Raw genomic sequence first — 17,115 nt, forward strand, 5'->3', positions numbered from 1 at the left:
GGATAGCTTTTTCCTTGTATTAAAGTGTGAATTTTTGTAGTTGTGTGTTTAGCTCTTCAGCCATTTCAGCTAATTGATTGGCACTCTTTGAAATTTCATCCATTGTTGCAGCTGTTTCTTCAACAGTGGCCGTTGTTTGCTCAACACCAGCAGCGGATTCTTGTGAAATAGAAGCCATTTCATCAATCGAGCCATTAATCGCTTCGGAATGTTGGGAAATTTTTGTTAAGTTATTTGAAATCACATTAATATTGTTATTCATATCCTCGATCGCTTGAGAAATTTGATCGAATGTATGATTCGTTTGATTTAATTGTGCTGTTCCTTTTTTTACTTCTTCATAACCAGATTGAAGGGAATTTGTGACATTGCCTGTTTCGCTTTGAATGCGATGAACGATTGTTGAAATATCTGTCACAGAGAATTGTACTTGTTCTGCCAGCTTACGCACTTCATCGGCAACTACTGCAAAGCCTTTGCCATGTTCTCCTGCACGTGCCGCTTCGATGGCAGCATTTAAAGCAAGCAAATTCGTTTGGTTAGAAATTTCATCGATTACAGAAACCAATTTTGAAATTTCAGCAGACTGTTCGTTTAAACCTTCTACCTTTTTTACGGAATCTAACACAATGTCATTAATAGTTGCCATTTGTTGTGTAGATTGAACCATTAATGTTTTCCCTGTGTTTGTTAAATCATGTACTTGCCCCGAATGCTCTTTCAACTCAATGCCTTCTTGCGTTGTTTCATAGATATGGCGTTGGAACGTTGTCATAGTTTCAGCTAAATCGCTAGCTGTAGAGGCTTGTGTTTCTGTTCCAGTCGCAAGCTCTTGCATGGTATAGGAAATTTGTTCAGTACCAGTCTGAACTTCATTAGAAGATTGCGCTAATTCCTCACTGCTTGCAGCTACCGTTTCAGATACATTATGAATAGAGCTAATCGTATCTTTTAATTTTTCATTCAGGTCATTGGCAGAAAGCATTAAGTGACCAATCTCATCTTGACGGGTAACGGAGAACTTTTCATTGCGTAAATTTCCATCAGCTAGTTCCCTCATATGATGGGAAACTACAGAGATCGGTTTAGAAATTCTACTTGCCGTAAAAATAGCGATAAGAATTCCTATAACCGATAAGATGATACTTACAATGACCCCAACGGTATTATTGCTTGAACTAGTTGATACGACATCGTTGCCAACCTTCGTAATGGCTTCGGCGCGTTTATCAGCTACTTCTTCATAGCCAGTGCGCACTTCAGTTACAAGATGATTGATAGCTGTTAAATTTTCTAACGCTAATTGTTTATCACCTTGCTTATATACTTCAAATACTTCACTATTTACTCGGTTGCTCCATTCACGGGCCATTTCTACGAGTTTTTCCCGTTCGGGCGTATTTTCATACTTTTCGACGATAAGGTTATTATCTTCAGCAATTTTACGGTATTCATTAAACGTCTCTATGTATTTTTCATCACCGGATACAACATAACTTAAGGCGGCAGATAATCGGACACTTGTAGACATTGCTAGATTTTTACTTGCGGTTAACACAATTAAATCTTCTTCAACGAGGACTTTAGCCTGTTTTTCCATGTTGGTATTAGAAAAATAAGTATACGTAGTAAAACAAGCAAATAATACTAATAACATAATAAATGTACTTAATAAACGTGCTTTAATTGTTTTAAATTGAAATAAACGATTCATTTTTTCCATCCTTTAGCTTTTTCTTTAAAACTTATCCTACTCTATTTATTCTATTACTATTTCAAAAGAAAAGTAGAATTTTTTTGTTGAAAATACTAAAAAAGGTTTTTTGGCATAATTTAATTCATATTTTTCAAATATTTTTGTCTGTTTGCTAAAGGTGTGTATCTAATTACCTATTGTCATGGTGTTTTTAGAAAAAATAAATTTGACAATACTATACAATTTTTCACAAGTTCTATAGAGGATATCAAAAAACTGCAAGAGGCTGGGATAAAAGAGAAAAAGTGTTAGATGAACCGAATCAATCTAACACTTTTTTGCTATGCCGTTGTTGCCCGCTACGGCGGTGCTTTCCGCTCAGCACCGTAAGCCGCAACCCGCGTCTTACATTGTGTGCTGTTCTGAGCAGGATTCACCGCCTCCGCTACCAACAACTAGTGAATTTAATTTATTGTAAAAGCAAGAATAGCTATTGTCCCAGCCTCTTGCCTTGACTTAAGAGGTATCCATCTAATTTCGCTGTGAATGGAGCAGTTGCCTAGTTCTTTACTGCTTATCTTTTTTTGCTTGACGTTCCCATTGCAATAAAGATGGATATGGATCAAATGCCCATTCTGTTCGACCATTAAATTTGTAAATGCCGTAATGAAGATGTGGAGGGAATTTTCCAGATGTGCCTTCTTTTCCATAACCCGAGCTGCCTACATAACCGAGTACTTGCCCTGGTTCTACAACATCTCCAACCTTTATGTCCTTATGATAGCTCCCAAGATGGGCATAATAGTGATAAGAATTATGGTTATCGCGAATGCCAATTCGCCAACCTCCGAATTGATTCCAGCCTTTGACTTCGACTACACCATAGGAAGTGGACAGTACAGGTGTCCCGTAGCCAGCAAAAATGTCAGTTCCCTCGTGGATTCGTCTGCCTCCCCAACCTCTATTATCACCCCAAGTACCTCTATAGCTGTAATCAGAGCGTGTTGGAATCGGGAATGTATGGGCATCCAGCTCAGTCGTTTTAAAATGTCTATACAAAGTGGAAATCGTGACGATTTGATTAACGGCTTCTTCACTTCTGTAGTATTCCCATAAAGCAAGTTTAAAGTCTTCATCTGTAGAACCAAATTGACTTATATAACTAGCCATGGAGAAGATCACATCTACATCATCTGAAGGGCTTGCAATACCATCCCCGTTGCCATCCAGTCCCATTCCACCAAAATAACTGATTGTTTCAGGTATCGTATCTTCCTTGACAGGATTTAATGCACCTGACCAATATTCATCAGAAAATTGAATGGCGATGAAGCCATCTCGTTTCGGGATATCTTTACGAACGGATTGAAGATTGCGCTCATATTGATCGATAGCCGCTAAAAAGTGCCATGGAATTAGTAATTCATCGAATTGTACGTAATAGGACATACGTTGCTGTAAAATTTCTTCATTACTCGGTCCTTCATTTGCCAGTGTAACCGTTGGGGGAAAATAACTCCACAGCAGCATACATGTCAGAAGGAAAATTAAATAACGATTCAAAATTGGACCTCCTTTCTACAGATTAGAATAACCGAAATTTTATATTTCATAAGTCCACTTTAAATGCAGTAAATCCCTTTTATGTAGCGAGAAAAAAACTTGAACAATAAGAAGAAACTAATTCAATGAAAAAGTAATGGGTATCATAATGTATCTAACTTCATACTATGTTATAAATCAAGCCCTGAAAGAATGGAGGGAAGGCTATCAACATTTTAGATAAAGTGAAGAGCTATCGCGAAGAAGAAAATCGACTGAAGTGGGAAGGTACATTTGCAGATTATTTACGCATCATTAAGGAAAGACCTGAAGTTGCTCAAACAGCCCATTCTCGCGTCTACAATATGATTAAAAGCGCAGGTGTAGAGGAACGCGATGGGCAAAAGATGTATCAATTTTTCGGAAAAGAAATTTTTGGGCTTGAATCAGCAATTGAAAGACTGGTGGAGGAATATTTCCATCCAGCAGCAAGAAGATTAGATGTTAGAAAACGGATTTTATTATTGATGGGGCCTGTAAGTGGAGGAAAGTCAACAATCGTAACATTGTTAAAGCGAGGACTTGAACAATTCTCGCGCACGGAAGAGGGAGCAGTTTATGCAATTAAGGGATGTCCAATGCATGAGGACCCTCTGCATTTAATTCCACATCATTTACGTAATGACTTTTTTGAAGAGTATGGAATACGAATTGAGGGCAGCTTATCGCCTTTAAATACGATGCGTCTTGAAAAAGAATACGAAGGACGTATTGAAAATGTCATTATTGAGCGTATCACTTTTTCTGAAGACAAACGTGTGGGCATAGGAACCTTCACACCTTCTGACCCAAAATCTCAAGATATTGCAGATTTAACGGGGAGCATTGATTTCTCGACTATTGGCGTATTTGGCTCAGAGTCGGACCCTCGTGCTTATCGCTTTGATGGAGAGTTAAATAAGGCGAACCGAGGAATGATGGAATTCCAAGAAATGTTGAAATTAGACGAAAAGTTTTTATGGAATCTGTTGTCACTGACGCAGGAAGGGAATTTTAAGGCAGGAAGATTCGCTTTAATAAGTGCCGATGAATTAATTGTTGCCCATACAAATGAAACGGAATATCGTTCCTTTATTTCGAACAAAAAGAACGAAGCGTTACATTCCCGTATTATTGTTATGCCAATTCCATATAACCTAAAAGTGAGCGAGGAAGAACACATTTATGAAAAAATGATTAATGAAAGTGATATGGCTCATGTTCATATTGCACCACATGCATTGAAGGCCGCAGCAATCTTTTCGGTCCTAACAAGGCTAGAAGTTCCGAAAAAACAAGGTGTGGATCTTATTAAAAAAATGCGCTTGTACGACGGAGAAAATGTGGAGGGATTTAATTCCGTTGACTTAGAGGAACTGAAAAAAGAGTTTCCTAACGAAGGCATGAACGGTATTGATCCACGGTATATTATTAACCGTATTTCATCAGCAATCATTCGCAAAGAAATACCATCTATTAATGCATTGGATGTGTTGCGAGCACTGAAAGATGGTCTTGATCAGCATGCTTCTATATCTCAAGAAGATCGAGAAAAATATATGAACTATATTGCTGTTGCAAGAAGAGAGTACGATGAAATTGCGAAAAATGAAGTGCAAAAAGCGTTTGTCTACTCGTACGAAGAATCTGCCAAAACATTAATGAATAATTATCTCGATAATGTAGAGGCATTTTGTAATAAAAATAAAATATTTGATCGCTTAACTGGCGAAGAAATGAATCCAGATGAAAAACTAATGCGTTCCATAGAAGAGCAAATTGGCATTTCTGAAAATGCGAAAAAAGCGTTCCGTGAGGAAATATTAATTCGCATTTCAGCTTACGCAAGAAATGGCAAGCGTTTTGACTATAATTCTCATGAGAGATTACGAGAAGCAATCCAAAAGAAACTGTTTGCTGATTTGAAAGACATCGTAAAAATTACAACGTCTTCCAAAATGCCTGATGAGTCACAACTGAAGAAAATCAATGAAGTTGTAGCAAGGCTTGTTGATGAGCATGGCTATAACACAACATCGGCGAATGAATTATTACAATATGTAGGTAGTTTGTTAAACCGTTAACCAATGCCAGTGACAATTATGCAGGGGCGTAATGAATCGTCGGAATAGGAGTGTCCCATTTTTTAGGGCACTCCTTTTATTTCTCTAAAAAAGTTCAAGAAAGCTGACTGCTAGCATAGGATAGAAAAAGCGAATTTGATAGATGGGTGAGGATAAAAATGACTGAAAACGAAAATAAGCGATTTGTCATCTCTCAGGAAAATTGGTCCCTCCATCGTAAAGGGCACCAAGACCAACAACGTCATATGGAAAAAGTTAAAGATGCGATAAAAAACAATTTACCCGATTTAGTAAGTGAGGAAAGTATTGTTATGTCAAATGGCCGAGAGGTTATCAAAATACCTATACGCTCCCTCGATGAATATAAAATTCGATATAACTATGATAATTCAAAGCATGTCGGTCAAGGACAAGGTGATAGTAGCGTGGGGGATGTTGTCGCACGCGACGGTAGCAAGAGCAATCAAGGCAATGGCAATGGAAAAGAAGCTGGTGACAAGCCTGGTCAAGATTATTATGAAGCAGAAGTCAGCATGGAAGAAGTTCAAAATGTGTTGTTTAAAGAGCTAGAACTCCCTAATTTACAGCAAAAAGAAAAAGCAGATATTAAAACCGAAAAAATCGAATTCAATGATATAAGGAAAAAAGGGCTTATGGGCAATGTTGATAAGAAGCGTACCATTTTAAATGCGATCAAACGCAATGCCATGGAAGGGAATGCTCAAATTACGCCCATTCATAACGATGATTTACGCTTTAAAACATGGGATGAAGTGGAGAGGCCTGAATCGAAGGCAGTCGTACTTGCAATGATGGATACAAGTGGTTCCATGGGCACTTTTGAAAAATATTGTGCAAGAAGCTTTTTCTTTTGGATGACGAGATTTTTACGTTCGAAATATGAGACAGTGGAAATTGAATTTATTGCACATCATACAGAGGCAAAAGTGGTGACAGAAGAAGAGTTTTTCACAAAGGGAGAAAGTGGCGGAACGATTTGTTCATCTGCGTATATAAAAGCGTTAGAGTTAATACGCGATAAATATAACCCAAGTCGTTACAATATTTACCCAGTTCATTTTTCGGATGGCGAGAACATTTCGATGGACAATGAGAAATGTTTAAAACTAGTGAGTGAATTGATGGAAGTATCGAGTATGTTTGGCTATGGAGAAGTAAATCAGCATAATCGTTTCTCGACGCTAATGTATACGTATAAAAAAATTGATGATCCAAAATTTAGGTATCATATTTTAAAGAAAAAAGGCGATGTCTACGATGCCTTAAAAAGCTTTTTCCAAAAAACTGAAATGCAAAATGAAAATTAAATTGGAAGGTGTTAAGCCATTCATTTCCGAAAGGAGGAGGCTGAAAAATGGAGAAGGAGCTTCACCGTGCGATTGATGAAATAACAGAGATTGCAACAGGATTTGGTTTAGATTTTTTCCCGATGCGTTATGAAATATGTCCTGCAGATATTATTTATACATTTGGCGCATATGGTATGCCTACTCGTTTTTCCCACTGGAGCTTTGGAAAGCAATTTCATAAGATGAAGCTGCAATATGATTTGGGATTAAGTCAAATTTATGAGCTCGTTATTAACTCCAATCCGTGCTATGCATTTTTACTTGATACGAATTCACTTACACAAAATAAGCTAATTATTGCGCATGTATTAGCACACTGTGACTTCTTTAAAAACAATGTGCGATTTTCAAATACAAGACGCGATATGGTTGAGAGTATGACAGCGACAGCAGAACGTATTGCCAGTTATGAAAGAGAATATGGCAAAGAAGAGGTGGAACAGTTTTTAGATGCAATTTTAGCCATTCAAGAACATATCGACCCTTCCTTATTAAGGCCAAAGCTGTCATCCGAAGATGAGGAACAAGATGAAGAAGACGTGATTACTTCCAAATCACCGTACGATGATCTTTGGAATTTAGATACGAAAGAAAAAGAGCAGAGACCTGTACGTAGAAAAATTAAACAGTTTCCATTAAAACCGGAAAAAGATTTATTACTGTTTATTGAGGAGCATAGTCGGGAGCTTGAGGACTGGCAGCGAGATATTTTAACGATGATGCGTGAGGAAATGCTATATTTTTGGCCGCAATTAGAAACCAAAATAATGAACGAAGGATGGGCTTCTTATTGGCATCAACGCATTATGCGTGAACTGAATTTAACAACAGTGGAGACAATTGAATATGCCAAATTAAACGCAGGTGTTGTGCAACCATCAAAAACATCGATTAATCCTTATTATTTAGGTTTGAAAATATTTGAGGATATTGAAAAACGCTATAATAACCCAAGTGAAGAGATGCGCAGATTAGGCGTTCTACCGAACACGGGGCGTGAAAAGATGTTTGAGGTGCGAGAAATTGAATCGGATATTTCCTTTATTCGCAACTATTTAACAAAGGATTTAGCCAAGCAAGAGGATTTGTATTTGTTTCAAAAAAAGGGCAATGAATATCGTATAACAGATAAAGATCATGAAATGGTGCGGGACCAGCTTGTATCGATGCGCGTCAATGGAGGATTCCCATATATCGTTGTGAAAAATGGCGATTACCTACGAAATGGTGAATTATATTTGGTTCATGGTTATGAAGGAATGGAACTAGATCCACATTATTTAGAAAATGTCTTGCCGTATATTTATCAATTGTGGGGGCGTCCTGTGCATTTAGAGACGTTTGTTGATGGAAAGCCAATGCTTTATTCGTATGATGGTACAAAAAATTATAAGCGTTCTGTTTAAAGCAAAGCTTCTATCAGGTAGGATGAAACAACCTACAGATAGAAGTTTTACTTTTTTAGGCAATGAATTTGAATTTTTATTCATTGTGGTCGCTGTTAGAGGGTTCTTCTTCAGGTACTGTATCTAGTAGTCCTTCTTCAACATCTTGAGACTGACTAGCGTGCGAATGGATATCACTATCGATAACTAAACTATCCCGTACCTTGATACCTTGTTGTCCACCAGCCTCATCATTATCATCTCCAGCAATTCCACTTCTGCCATTACCATCCGCAAATTGAGAATTAAGATTTCTTGTTTGACTGTGATTTAGCGCGTTTTGCCCACCTTGGTTGGCATTTGTTCCAACATCTTTATTAATTTGACCGCCACCTTCAGCCCTTTGTTCAAAGTGGTTTTCGGTATTGCCAATATTAAATGTAATATTTATTGTGATGTTATTTTTCGCTTGTTTATTAGAACTTTCTCTTTCAGGTTCCTCCGAGTGATTCGAATGTTTTGGAGAATTATAAAAACCTGTCATAGTTTCCACTCCTTTCTTTTAAGTATTATTATTAAAGTATTAAATTATTAAAAGTTTACTTGTACGTGTAGCCTTATATTGACAGAGAATATGAAGAAAATTATTTGTTGCCATGTGTGAAAGTAGTAAAAAGTCATGATAGAAACATTACATTTAGGGTATCCAACATGAATTTCTGCTCGCTATCACGAAAATTTGTTAAAATGAATAAGATTATATGAATATCTATGGAACTGGAACGGTGAATAAACGTTGAAAACATTTAAAAAGGTTTATATAGAAATAACAAGTGTTTGTAATTTAGCTTGTAGTTTCTGCCCGCCAACTGAGCGTGCTAAGGGACTTATTAAAGTTGAACAATTTAATAAAATATTGGATGAAATACGCCCACATACGAAATACATTTACTTGCATGTAAAGGGTGAACCACTTTTACATCCACGTATTCATCAGCTTTTGGATGCGGCTCATGACAAGGGCTTTAAGGTCAATATTACAACGAATGGTACGCTGATTAAAAAAAATCGCGAAAAGCTATTAGGTAAGCCTGCATTACGCCAAATCAATTTTTCATTACACAGCTTTGATGGGCATGAGGGTTCTGAAAATCGTGAAAAATATTTAGGGGATATTTTAGAATTTGTGCGTGAAGCAAGCAAATTTAATACGATTATTTCGTATCGTTTGTGGAATTTACAACAGGATCATGTTACAGATTTGGCCGCAAGAAGAAACCGTGAGACGCTTGAAATTATAGAAAATGAATATAATCTTGATTTTCGAATCGAAGAAAAAGTACAGCCTGGTAAGGGTGTAAAAATTGCGAATAATATTTATTTAAATCAAGACCATGAATTTAGATGGCCAAGTCTACTTGCTCCAGAGGATGAAGGAAAAGGCTTTTGCCATGCGTTACGCAGCCAAGCAGCTATTCTTGTAGATGGCACTGTTGTACCTTGCTGTCTTGATGGAGAAGGTGTTATTAACTTAGGCAATGTTCATGAGCAATCCTTTAGTGAAATTGTAGAAGGTGAGCGTGCCAATAATATAGTAGAAGGCTTTTCAAGACGAGAAGCGGTCGAAGAGCTATGTAGAAAATGTGGCTATCGACAGAAGTTTGGGATGGAAGGAGAATAGGGGAGGGATTAGAGTACTGTGACCGTTGCTGTCCGCTACTGACGGTAGTTTTCCGCGGGCACGGCTTCAGCTAATTTTTGCTGCTCGTGCTGTTCATGCTGGAGTGTCGCGCCTTCCACTCCAATCCACTTCGCTTTCCGCGGGCACGACGTAAGCAGCAACCCTCGCTAACGCGCGGAATGCCAGCGTCTTACGTTGTGTGCGTTCCCGCAGGAGTCTACGTGGATTTTTACTTAGTAAAATTGTGTGAGTGACTGGCACCCACATATGCACCCAGATGCAAACTTTGCGATTGTAGTGAAGGGTTGCTCGACTCCTGCGGGATAAGCGTGAGACTTAAGACCCCGCACGTAGCGAAGCGGAGGAGGAGGCTTAAGCCACGCCCGCAAAAAAGCGAGCAACCCGTAGCGGAAATCAATCAACACTTTAAATCTTGGCAACCCGCGTTTACAGTCAAACAGCTCTAATGTTATTCAACATTAGAGCTGTTTTTCTTTGTTTGCGCATCGATGGTATTTAGAAAATCTCTTGTGATGCGTACTACATATTTTACTTCGTCTAAATTGCGCTCTCTTAATAATGAGCGATGAATGTCGAGCATAAGATTTTTCTCTTCAATATCAGTAACACCCGATAATCGTTGGAAATTAAAGAGTTCTTCAGGTGCAATATCTAACGCCTTCATAAGCATTTCCAATGTACTTAACGTAATATTAGATTGTCCATGCTCAATATTTGAAATGCGACCTTTACTAAAACCTAACTTCCCCGTTCTCTCTGCAACTTCTTCTTGACTAAGCCCTTTGGAAACTCTAATGATACGGAGTTGTTCACCTACTAGCTTTAAAAAGTCTGACATATCATTCACCTCTATGTAAAAAGCTAGTGAAAAACAATGAGAATGCATATACCATTAAAGTTATACAATGTAGATAATATTACATTAAAATGGTACAATAATCACTATATGAATGCTAAGTGAGAAAATATCTACCATTTGATTCACTGAAATCAGGATTTAACAATTATTTATGTGAGGATGGCATATTGTGAAGAATGGAGGATCTAAACGTGTTGAAGCGTTATAGACTAGATGAAATTGCTCTTATTGTTGCTAGTTTAACAACACCTCATATTCCAAATTTCTCAAAAGTAGATCAACCACTTATTACCGCAGAAAATTTAAAATGGTTGTCTCTTGGCGAAGATATTCGTCGATTCTCTCAATTGGATAGTGCGATAAATCAATGGAAATGGGCGAAGGTTCCCGCAAAAACAATTGTATTTGAAAAAAATAGCCTAGATGGTGCTAACAAGCATATATTTCAATGTGAAAGTGTTGCGTATATAGCACATGACGTTGTCGCGATTATTCCAAATGAGTCCATTATTTTAAGCGATTATTTATACTATTTTTTTAGTTGGTATCAACCAAATACAGACTGGAGACAGTTGCATCATATTCTAATAGATATACCTTCACTTGACATGCAAACGAACATTGTCAAACTATTAAAAACAAGTCAACAACTATTGAAAAATAAAAAATCCTTACTAACTGCTGTAGAGGAGTTACCACTGCATATACGTAATATTGCGCAGCAAACAGAACAACATACTAGACAGTTAAATTACGGCTTTGACCAACTTCAAATGTATTATAATTTCACACTGCATAAAATTTTTACTGGAGAGCTATTTCGGTGAAACAATAAATCCTGATTGGCAAATAAAATACAAAGTCGGTGTAATCATTAAAGGAGTGAAGCTTACACCGACTTTTAAATAGTTAAATTTCAATAATAATAGGCAAAATCATTGGTTTACGTTTCGTTTGTGAAAAAAGATATTGGCCGACAGCCTTTTTAATTTCTCGTTTTAAAACAAACAGTTGCTGCTTGCTTTCCTCTTGTAATTCACTAATGGTTGCTTTTACGAGGACATTTACTTTGAGGAGAAGATCCTCTGATTCTTTCGCATAAACAAATCCCCGTGAAATGGTATCAGGTTCTAAAATAATCGACCCATCTGCTTTACTAAGCGTTAATACGATAACGAGCATCCCATCCTCTGATAGTTGTTTACGGTCACGTAATACAATTCCTTCAACTTCTCCAATACCAATGCCATCTACATACGTATCGCCAGATGGAATTTTTCGCGTTTGCCTCGCTTTAGCATTTTCAATATCGACAACGTCTCCGTTTTTGATAATAAAGGTATGCCCTCTTTTGACACCAACAGATTCTGCTAGCAAACGGTGTTGGTGTAACATGCGAAATTCACCATGAATCGGAATAAAAAACTTCGGTTTCATTAATGTCAGCATTAGTTTTAAATCTTCTTGATAACCATGTCCAGAAACATGCATGCCAGTGTTACTGGATGAACCATAAATCACTTTAGCCCCAAGCTGAAATAAATTATCGACAATTCGAGAAACACCTTTTTCATTTCCTGGTATGGGAGAGGCGGCTAAAATAACAGTATCCTCTGGTAAAATCTTTACTTCTCGATGGTTGCCACTAGCTAAACGGGCAAGAGCTGCTAATGGTTCCCCTTGACTACCTGTACATAAAACAACGACGTCTTCTGGTGGGAGGTACTTTACTTCACGGGCATCTATTAACAAATCTTCCGGGATTGTTAAATATCCACGCTCTAAAGCGACATCTACAACATTTACCATGCTGCGACCTAATAGTGCTAGTTTACGATTCGTTACAATTGTGGCATCTACAATTTGTTGAATACGATTCACATTGGAGGCAAAGGTAGAAATAATAACTTTGCGTTCAGCATGTAGAAAGGCTTCTTCAATATGATGACCTACCAGTTTTTCTGATGGTGTTAAGCCCGGTCTTTCAGCATTGGTACTTTCAGAAATCAATAGTAATACACCTTGCGTACCAACCTCAGCCATCTTATGAATATCTGCAAATTGATTATTTACAGGTGTTAAATCAAACTTGAAATCACCCGTGTGTACAACATTTCCTTCGGGTGTTTGAAAAACGATTCCTAGACAGTCAGGTATACTATGATTTGTTCTGAAAAAACTAACGTCAATCTGACCGAAATGTAAAGCTGAATCAGAACCAATCTCAATTAATTCTGTCTCTCTTAAAAGTTTATGTTCTTTTAGTTTTAGTTCGATTAAGCCTAATGTAAAGCGAGTACCATAAATAGGAACATTTATTTTCTTTAAGAGGTATGGAATGCCACCTATATGATCTTCGTGTCCATGAGTAACAATCAATCCTTTTATTTTTTCTTTATGCTCCTGTAAATAAGTGATATCTGGAATGATTAAATCAATACCAAGTAGGCTTTCATCCGGAAACTTCGCACCGCAATCGACAATTAACAAATCGTCAGCGTATTGTATAACATACATGTTTTTACCGATTTCGTTGATGCCACCAAGAGCAAAAATAGATAATGCATTTTTTGTTACAGTCAATGTGATTACCTCCATATAAACGTATTACGATAATTTTTAGTATTGCTTAAGTCTCCAATCTTATACTTTTGTAGGTATTCAAACTCGTCAGTAAAAGCTGACAGACAGAGGATGACGCATTCGAGATTGGATATGATAAGTGCATGAATGAAGGAGTTGTTTATAATGAAAGAATTTAAAATAACCTATTTCTTTGATGAGCTGCATTATGTAAGACGATTTATCCATATAGAGTCACAGGAAAAAGCGCAACAATTGGTGGAAAGTGAGCGCGATCAATATATTACCTTTACGGATAGCAGAGGGATTTATCATGAATTGCATACAAGGGATGTTCGGGTCGTTCAAATTTCCGAATATCATCGTGTAGATAAAACAGTCAAAATGTAGAACACATAATCTTTGCATGTTTACACACATTAATGGAAAAGGAGTGAGAAAACATGGACAAAGAAAATGTGCCACATGAGAAGAGAATATTTATGAATTTATCAAGTAAGGACAAGCCAGATATGGTTGATTCGGATACAATTAGCATTTTTGACTTGCATGAAGATATGCAAACGGTTGATATTATCCCAATTGAAGAACTCAATAAAAGAGTAAAGAGAGAGGGAGACGAACTGATTGAAATGCAGCCTGATGAATTATAGGAAGGATGGGTTTACTTGCATAATATAAATGAAGAACAGCTTACGGTGTCCGGTACAAATATTAGTGATGTAAAACGTAAAAATGCTCAAGCGGGTTTATCTTATAACGAAGTAAAAGAGAGATTAGCTAAAAACGGTGGGTTTGGTACTGCCATATATAGTGATACAAACAGTGAAGAAGTAAAGGCGGAAATAAATCAATCTATGCGTAAGTAATGATAATAAAGGGAGTGCGAACAAAAAATGTATGTCGCACTCCTTTTCTTGTACAGTACAATGGAATGGAAAGGAGTGTGTTGAAGTGCAATATGAAGAACAGCGTTGCCCAATATGTGGGAAAGAAAATCATTGTGGAGTAGTAGAAGGTCAAAAGACATGCTGGTGTATGACGGAAAAATTCCCAGAAGGTATCATAAAGGCAATCTCTGAGGAACCTAAAAAGTGCATTTGTCAAAATTGTTTACATACATATAAAGAGATATAGATAATCCTTGGCATTATTACCGATTTTGGTGGTACAAATGTCTATCACACAACAACCTATTTGGCATACATTACTCTGAAAGGAGTGTGTCTAATGACCAAACCAATTCCACTTAGTAATGTAACACAGGCATATTTAGAGGAAAACAAAAGAATAATCAACAAGATGATGCAAGGGATGACGTATGTCACGATAACATGTAGCATATCCGAAAACTTCATCAAACAAATTATTCCATATCAAGTAGCCGCTATTAAAATGTCCGAAAATGTTTTGCAATATACAACGAATATCCCCGTTCAAAATTTCGCATTAGAAGTGATCAAAACGCATACTGAAATAGTAGATAGTTTAGAAGCAATACAAAACAGATGCTGTATCGTCCAAAATTCAGAATATGAATTATATGAATATATGTGTACATTTAAAGATATTGCTGAAACAATGTTCCAAGCATTATGCTCACCACCAACTTCTAATAGCATCAATGTAAATTATCTACAAGATATGATTGTTCACCATCAAGCAGGTGTACGACTCGCCCAAAATGTTTTAAGATTCTGCATATGCCAAGAGTTAATACCAATACTTCAATGTATGATTCAAACACTATGTTGTCAAATTGATGAAATGCAAAAATTACTTGATGGGCTACAAGATTGTTAAAAATTAAAACGCTAAAATTGTTCGCAATTTTAGCGTTTTAAAATATTATAAATTTCTAAAATAAACGAGAGAAGAAATGTTCCGCAGTATTGGCAATTGGTTTTTATATAATCAATAGCTTTAGTTATAACCGCTATTCCACTAGTGAAAACTTCCATTACTAGTCAACGGCAAATAGATTCCTTTTTGATTTAATTTCAGTAGACGTTTTTCGCAAAGCAATGAAAGCACTTGTTGTTTCTACCTAGTTCTAAACAAACGAAAAAATCATACGTCGAAGAATATTCTGTGACATCTCTTACATATTTTGAATGTGTAGAAAATTGCTTCAACGTCACCAGCTTGTTAAAATAGTTTATGTAATCTAAATTTTCTGAATTTTGTTAGTGTAATTTTCTTTTATTACTTGTAAGGGAATGGACAAGATTAGTAACGAAAAATAATGAGGGGGTTTATGATGACGATGTTTATGACGGATATTTTACAACATTATGCTACACAGCAACCAGATGCTATTGCGACAATTTATGCACAACAAAAAGTAACGTATAGTGAGTTTTATAAGCATACAGAAAGATTTGCTGCGTATTTGCAACAACAGGGCTTTGAAAAAGACGATGTCATTGCATTATATACACTTAATTCTGATTTATTTTTAATTGCTTACATGGGTATTCAGTTAGCCGGTTTTGTTGTAATGCCTATTAATACGAAGTTAGCAGCACGGGAAGTAGACTTTATTGTCAAACACTCTGAAGCAAAAGGGCTTATTTATGATGAGCGCATAGCCGAAGTAATAGCAGATGTTAGCTATTCATTTCAACATATAATCGGTTTAAAGGAAATGAAAGAGGTTATCGAAAACTGTCAGGGACAAAGAACGATTACCCCATTACATGCGAATGATACGGCAGTTGTTATGTATACGTCCGGTACGACAGGCAAGCCGAAAGGTGTCATGCTAACGCATCAAAATATTGCATCGACGGCGGCTATTTGGTCAGCATCGATGACGATGACAGCTCAAGATAGGATGTTTATTTGTACGCCATTGTTTCATTGTGCGGGACTGCATGTATTTGCGATGCCGATGTTTTATAAAGGTGGAACCGTAATGATAGAGGAAAGCTTTTCACCTATAAATACATTAGAGCAACTTGCTAAAACGCAGGCGACAATATTCTTTGGTGTCCCTTCCATGTATACAATCCTATTAAATACACCTGCATTTAAGAATCATAGCTTTAACGATTTACGTCTATTATGTTATGGGGCGGCTCCGATGCCCTATGAACTTGTCAAGCAAGTGAAAGAGGCATTACCAAATGTAAACGTGCAAAATTTATATGGACAAACTGAAAATTCACCAGCTGCTACATCACTGTTAGACGCTGATGCATTGACGAAAATCGGTTCAGTCGGCAAACCGTTAGCACAGACAGAAGTTCGTGTAGTTGATAGTTTGGGAGAAACTGTACCAGCAGGCGAGGTTGGTGAAATTTGCGTGAGAGGACCACAGGTGATGAAAGGGTATTTACGCAATGAGGAAGAAACGGCTCGAACAATTCGAGATGGCTGGCTCTATTCAGGTGATTTAGGAAGGTTCGATGAAGAAGGTTACTTATATATAGTGGATCGTAAAAAAGATATGATTATTCGTGGTGGGGAAAATATTTATCCAATTGAAATTGAAGAAGTTTTATATCAACTGCCAGAAATTTTAGAAGCAGCAGTTGTCGGTTTACCACATGAAGTATACGGTGAAGTACCAAAAGCCTTTGTTGTATTAAAGGAAGGAAAGGTGTTAGAGGAGGCTACGATTTTAGCGTATTGTCAAACACAGCTTGCCAAATATAAAGTACCTTTTGACATTGAATTTTTAGCGCAGCTTCCGCGCAATGCATCTGGAAAGGTGTTAAAACATACACTACGACCTAAAATAGCAACTACTTAAAGTAGCAGTAAGTGCACTAGTTTTGTCTAATCATTGAAAAGTAGCAGGATAAAATATGAACACCTACTAAATTAGCGTATAATGAGACTACGACAAAT

16 protein-coding genes are annotated in these 17,115 nt (G+C 37.0%); 11 read left to right on the top strand and 5 right to left on the bottom strand.

Annotated features, from left to right (window positions below; all coding sequences use genetic code 11):
• Positions 1-19: 19 nt before the first annotated feature.
• Both LS41612_RS03320 and LS41612_RS03325 read right to left on the bottom strand, forming a co-directional pair.
• Positions 20-1,714, bottom strand: coding sequence for a methyl-accepting chemotaxis protein (locus LS41612_RS03320; protein ID WP_024364496.1), 1,695 nt, complete (start codon positions 1,712-1,714; stop codon positions 20-22).
• 549 nt (positions 1,715-2,263) lie between these two features.
• A complete protein-coding gene (locus LS41612_RS03325) occupies positions 2,264-3,259 on the bottom strand; it encodes a M23 family metallopeptidase (protein ID WP_024364497.1) in 996 nt (331 codons plus the stop codon).
• Between the two features lie 206 nt (positions 3,260-3,465).
• On the opposite strand from LS41612_RS03325, the gene LS41612_RS03330 reads away from it, so the two are divergent.
• The 3 genes from LS41612_RS03330 to LS41612_RS03340 all read left to right on the top strand — a co-directional run bounded on the left by LS41612_RS03330 (position 3,466) and on the right by LS41612_RS03340 (position 8,137).
• The gene (locus tag LS41612_RS03330) at positions 3,466-5,361 is read left to right on the top strand and encodes an ATP-dependent protease PrkA (RefSeq protein WP_024364498.1); all 1,896 of its coding nucleotides are present in this window, start codon (positions 3,466-3,468) and stop codon (positions 5,359-5,361) included.
• 158 nt (positions 5,362-5,519) lie between these two features.
• A complete protein-coding gene (gene yhbH, locus LS41612_RS03335; protein ID WP_024364499.1) occupies positions 5,520-6,689 on the top strand; it encodes a sporulation protein YhbH in 1,170 nt (389 codons plus the stop codon).
• A 47-nt stretch (positions 6,690-6,736) separates the two neighbouring features.
• Entirely contained in the window at positions 6,737-8,137 is a 1,401-nt protein-coding gene (locus LS41612_RS03340) for a SpoVR family protein (protein ID WP_024364500.1), read from the top strand.
• A 76-nt stretch (positions 8,138-8,213) separates the two neighbouring features.
• Here the strand turns inward: LS41612_RS03340 and LS41612_RS03345 are convergent, their stop codons facing one another.
• Positions 8,214-8,660 carry a hypothetical protein gene (locus tag LS41612_RS03345; protein WP_024364501.1) on the bottom strand — a complete coding sequence of 149 codons (447 nt, stop codon included), beginning with the start codon at positions 8,658-8,660 and terminating at the stop codon, positions 8,214-8,216.
• A gap of 252 nt (positions 8,661-8,912) precedes the next feature.
• Between LS41612_RS03345 and LS41612_RS03350 the strand changes: the two genes are divergently transcribed.
• On the top strand, positions 8,913-9,797 hold the full coding sequence (locus LS41612_RS03350) for a radical SAM/SPASM domain-containing protein (RefSeq protein ID WP_024364502.1): 885 nt from the start codon (positions 8,913-8,915) through the stop codon (positions 9,795-9,797).
• A 469-nt stretch (positions 9,798-10,266) separates the two neighbouring features.
• Here LS41612_RS03350 and LS41612_RS03355 read toward each other — a convergent pair whose 3' ends face one another.
• Positions 10,267-10,656: a type II toxin-antitoxin system RelB family anti-toxin gene (locus LS41612_RS03355; protein ID WP_024364503.1), complete on the bottom strand. Its 390-nt coding sequence runs from the start codon at positions 10,654-10,656 to the stop codon at positions 10,267-10,269.
• Positions 10,657-10,868: 212 nt separating this feature from the next.
• Here LS41612_RS03355 and LS41612_RS03360 point away from each other — a divergent pair, with 212 nt between their 5' ends.
• Positions 10,869-11,504: a restriction endonuclease subunit S domain-containing protein gene (locus LS41612_RS03360; RefSeq protein WP_051147782.1), complete on the top strand. Its 636-nt coding sequence runs from the start codon at positions 10,869-10,871 to the stop codon at positions 11,502-11,504.
• Between the two features lie 82 nt (positions 11,505-11,586).
• Here the strand turns inward: LS41612_RS03360 and LS41612_RS03365 are convergent, their stop codons facing one another.
• Complete coding sequence (locus LS41612_RS03365; RefSeq protein WP_024364505.1) at positions 11,587-13,260, bottom strand: ribonuclease J; 1,674 nt, start codon at positions 13,258-13,260, stop codon at positions 11,587-11,589.
• A 165-nt stretch (positions 13,261-13,425) separates the two neighbouring features.
• Between LS41612_RS03365 and LS41612_RS03370 the strand changes: the two genes are divergently transcribed.
• From LS41612_RS03370 to LS41612_RS03395, 6 genes are all read left to right on the top strand, one after another.
• A complete protein-coding gene (locus tag LS41612_RS03370; RefSeq protein WP_024364506.1) occupies positions 13,426-13,650 on the top strand; it encodes a hypothetical protein in 225 nt (74 codons plus the stop codon).
• 53 nt (positions 13,651-13,703) lie between these two features.
• Positions 13,704-13,913: a YczO family protein gene (locus tag LS41612_RS03375; RefSeq protein WP_024364507.1), complete on the top strand. Its 210-nt coding sequence runs from the start codon at positions 13,704-13,706 to the stop codon at positions 13,911-13,913.
• A 15-nt stretch (positions 13,914-13,928) separates the two neighbouring features.
• Entirely contained in the window at positions 13,929-14,129 is a 201-nt protein-coding gene (locus LS41612_RS03380; protein WP_024364508.1) for a hypothetical protein, read from the top strand.
• A 31-nt stretch (positions 14,130-14,160) separates the two neighbouring features.
• Positions 14,161-14,397 carry a cysteine-rich CWC family protein gene (locus tag LS41612_RS03385; protein WP_080653392.1) on the top strand — a complete coding sequence of 79 codons (237 nt, stop codon included), beginning with the start codon at positions 14,161-14,163 and terminating at the stop codon, positions 14,395-14,397.
• A 93-nt stretch (positions 14,398-14,490) separates the two neighbouring features.
• The gene (locus LS41612_RS03390) at positions 14,491-15,063 is read left to right on the top strand and encodes a DUF305 domain-containing protein (protein ID WP_024364510.1); all 573 of its coding nucleotides are present in this window, start codon (positions 14,491-14,493) and stop codon (positions 15,061-15,063) included.
• A gap of 457 nt (positions 15,064-15,520) precedes the next feature.
• A complete protein-coding gene (locus LS41612_RS03395) occupies positions 15,521-17,017 on the top strand; it encodes a class I adenylate-forming enzyme family protein (protein WP_080653393.1) in 1,497 nt (498 codons plus the stop codon).
• Positions 17,018-17,115: the final 98 nt, after the last annotated feature.

This window comes from Lysinibacillus sphaericus (assembly GCF_002982115.1).
GTDB classification, from domain to species: Bacteria; Bacillota; Bacilli; order Bacillales_A; family Planococcaceae; genus Lysinibacillus; species Lysinibacillus sphaericus.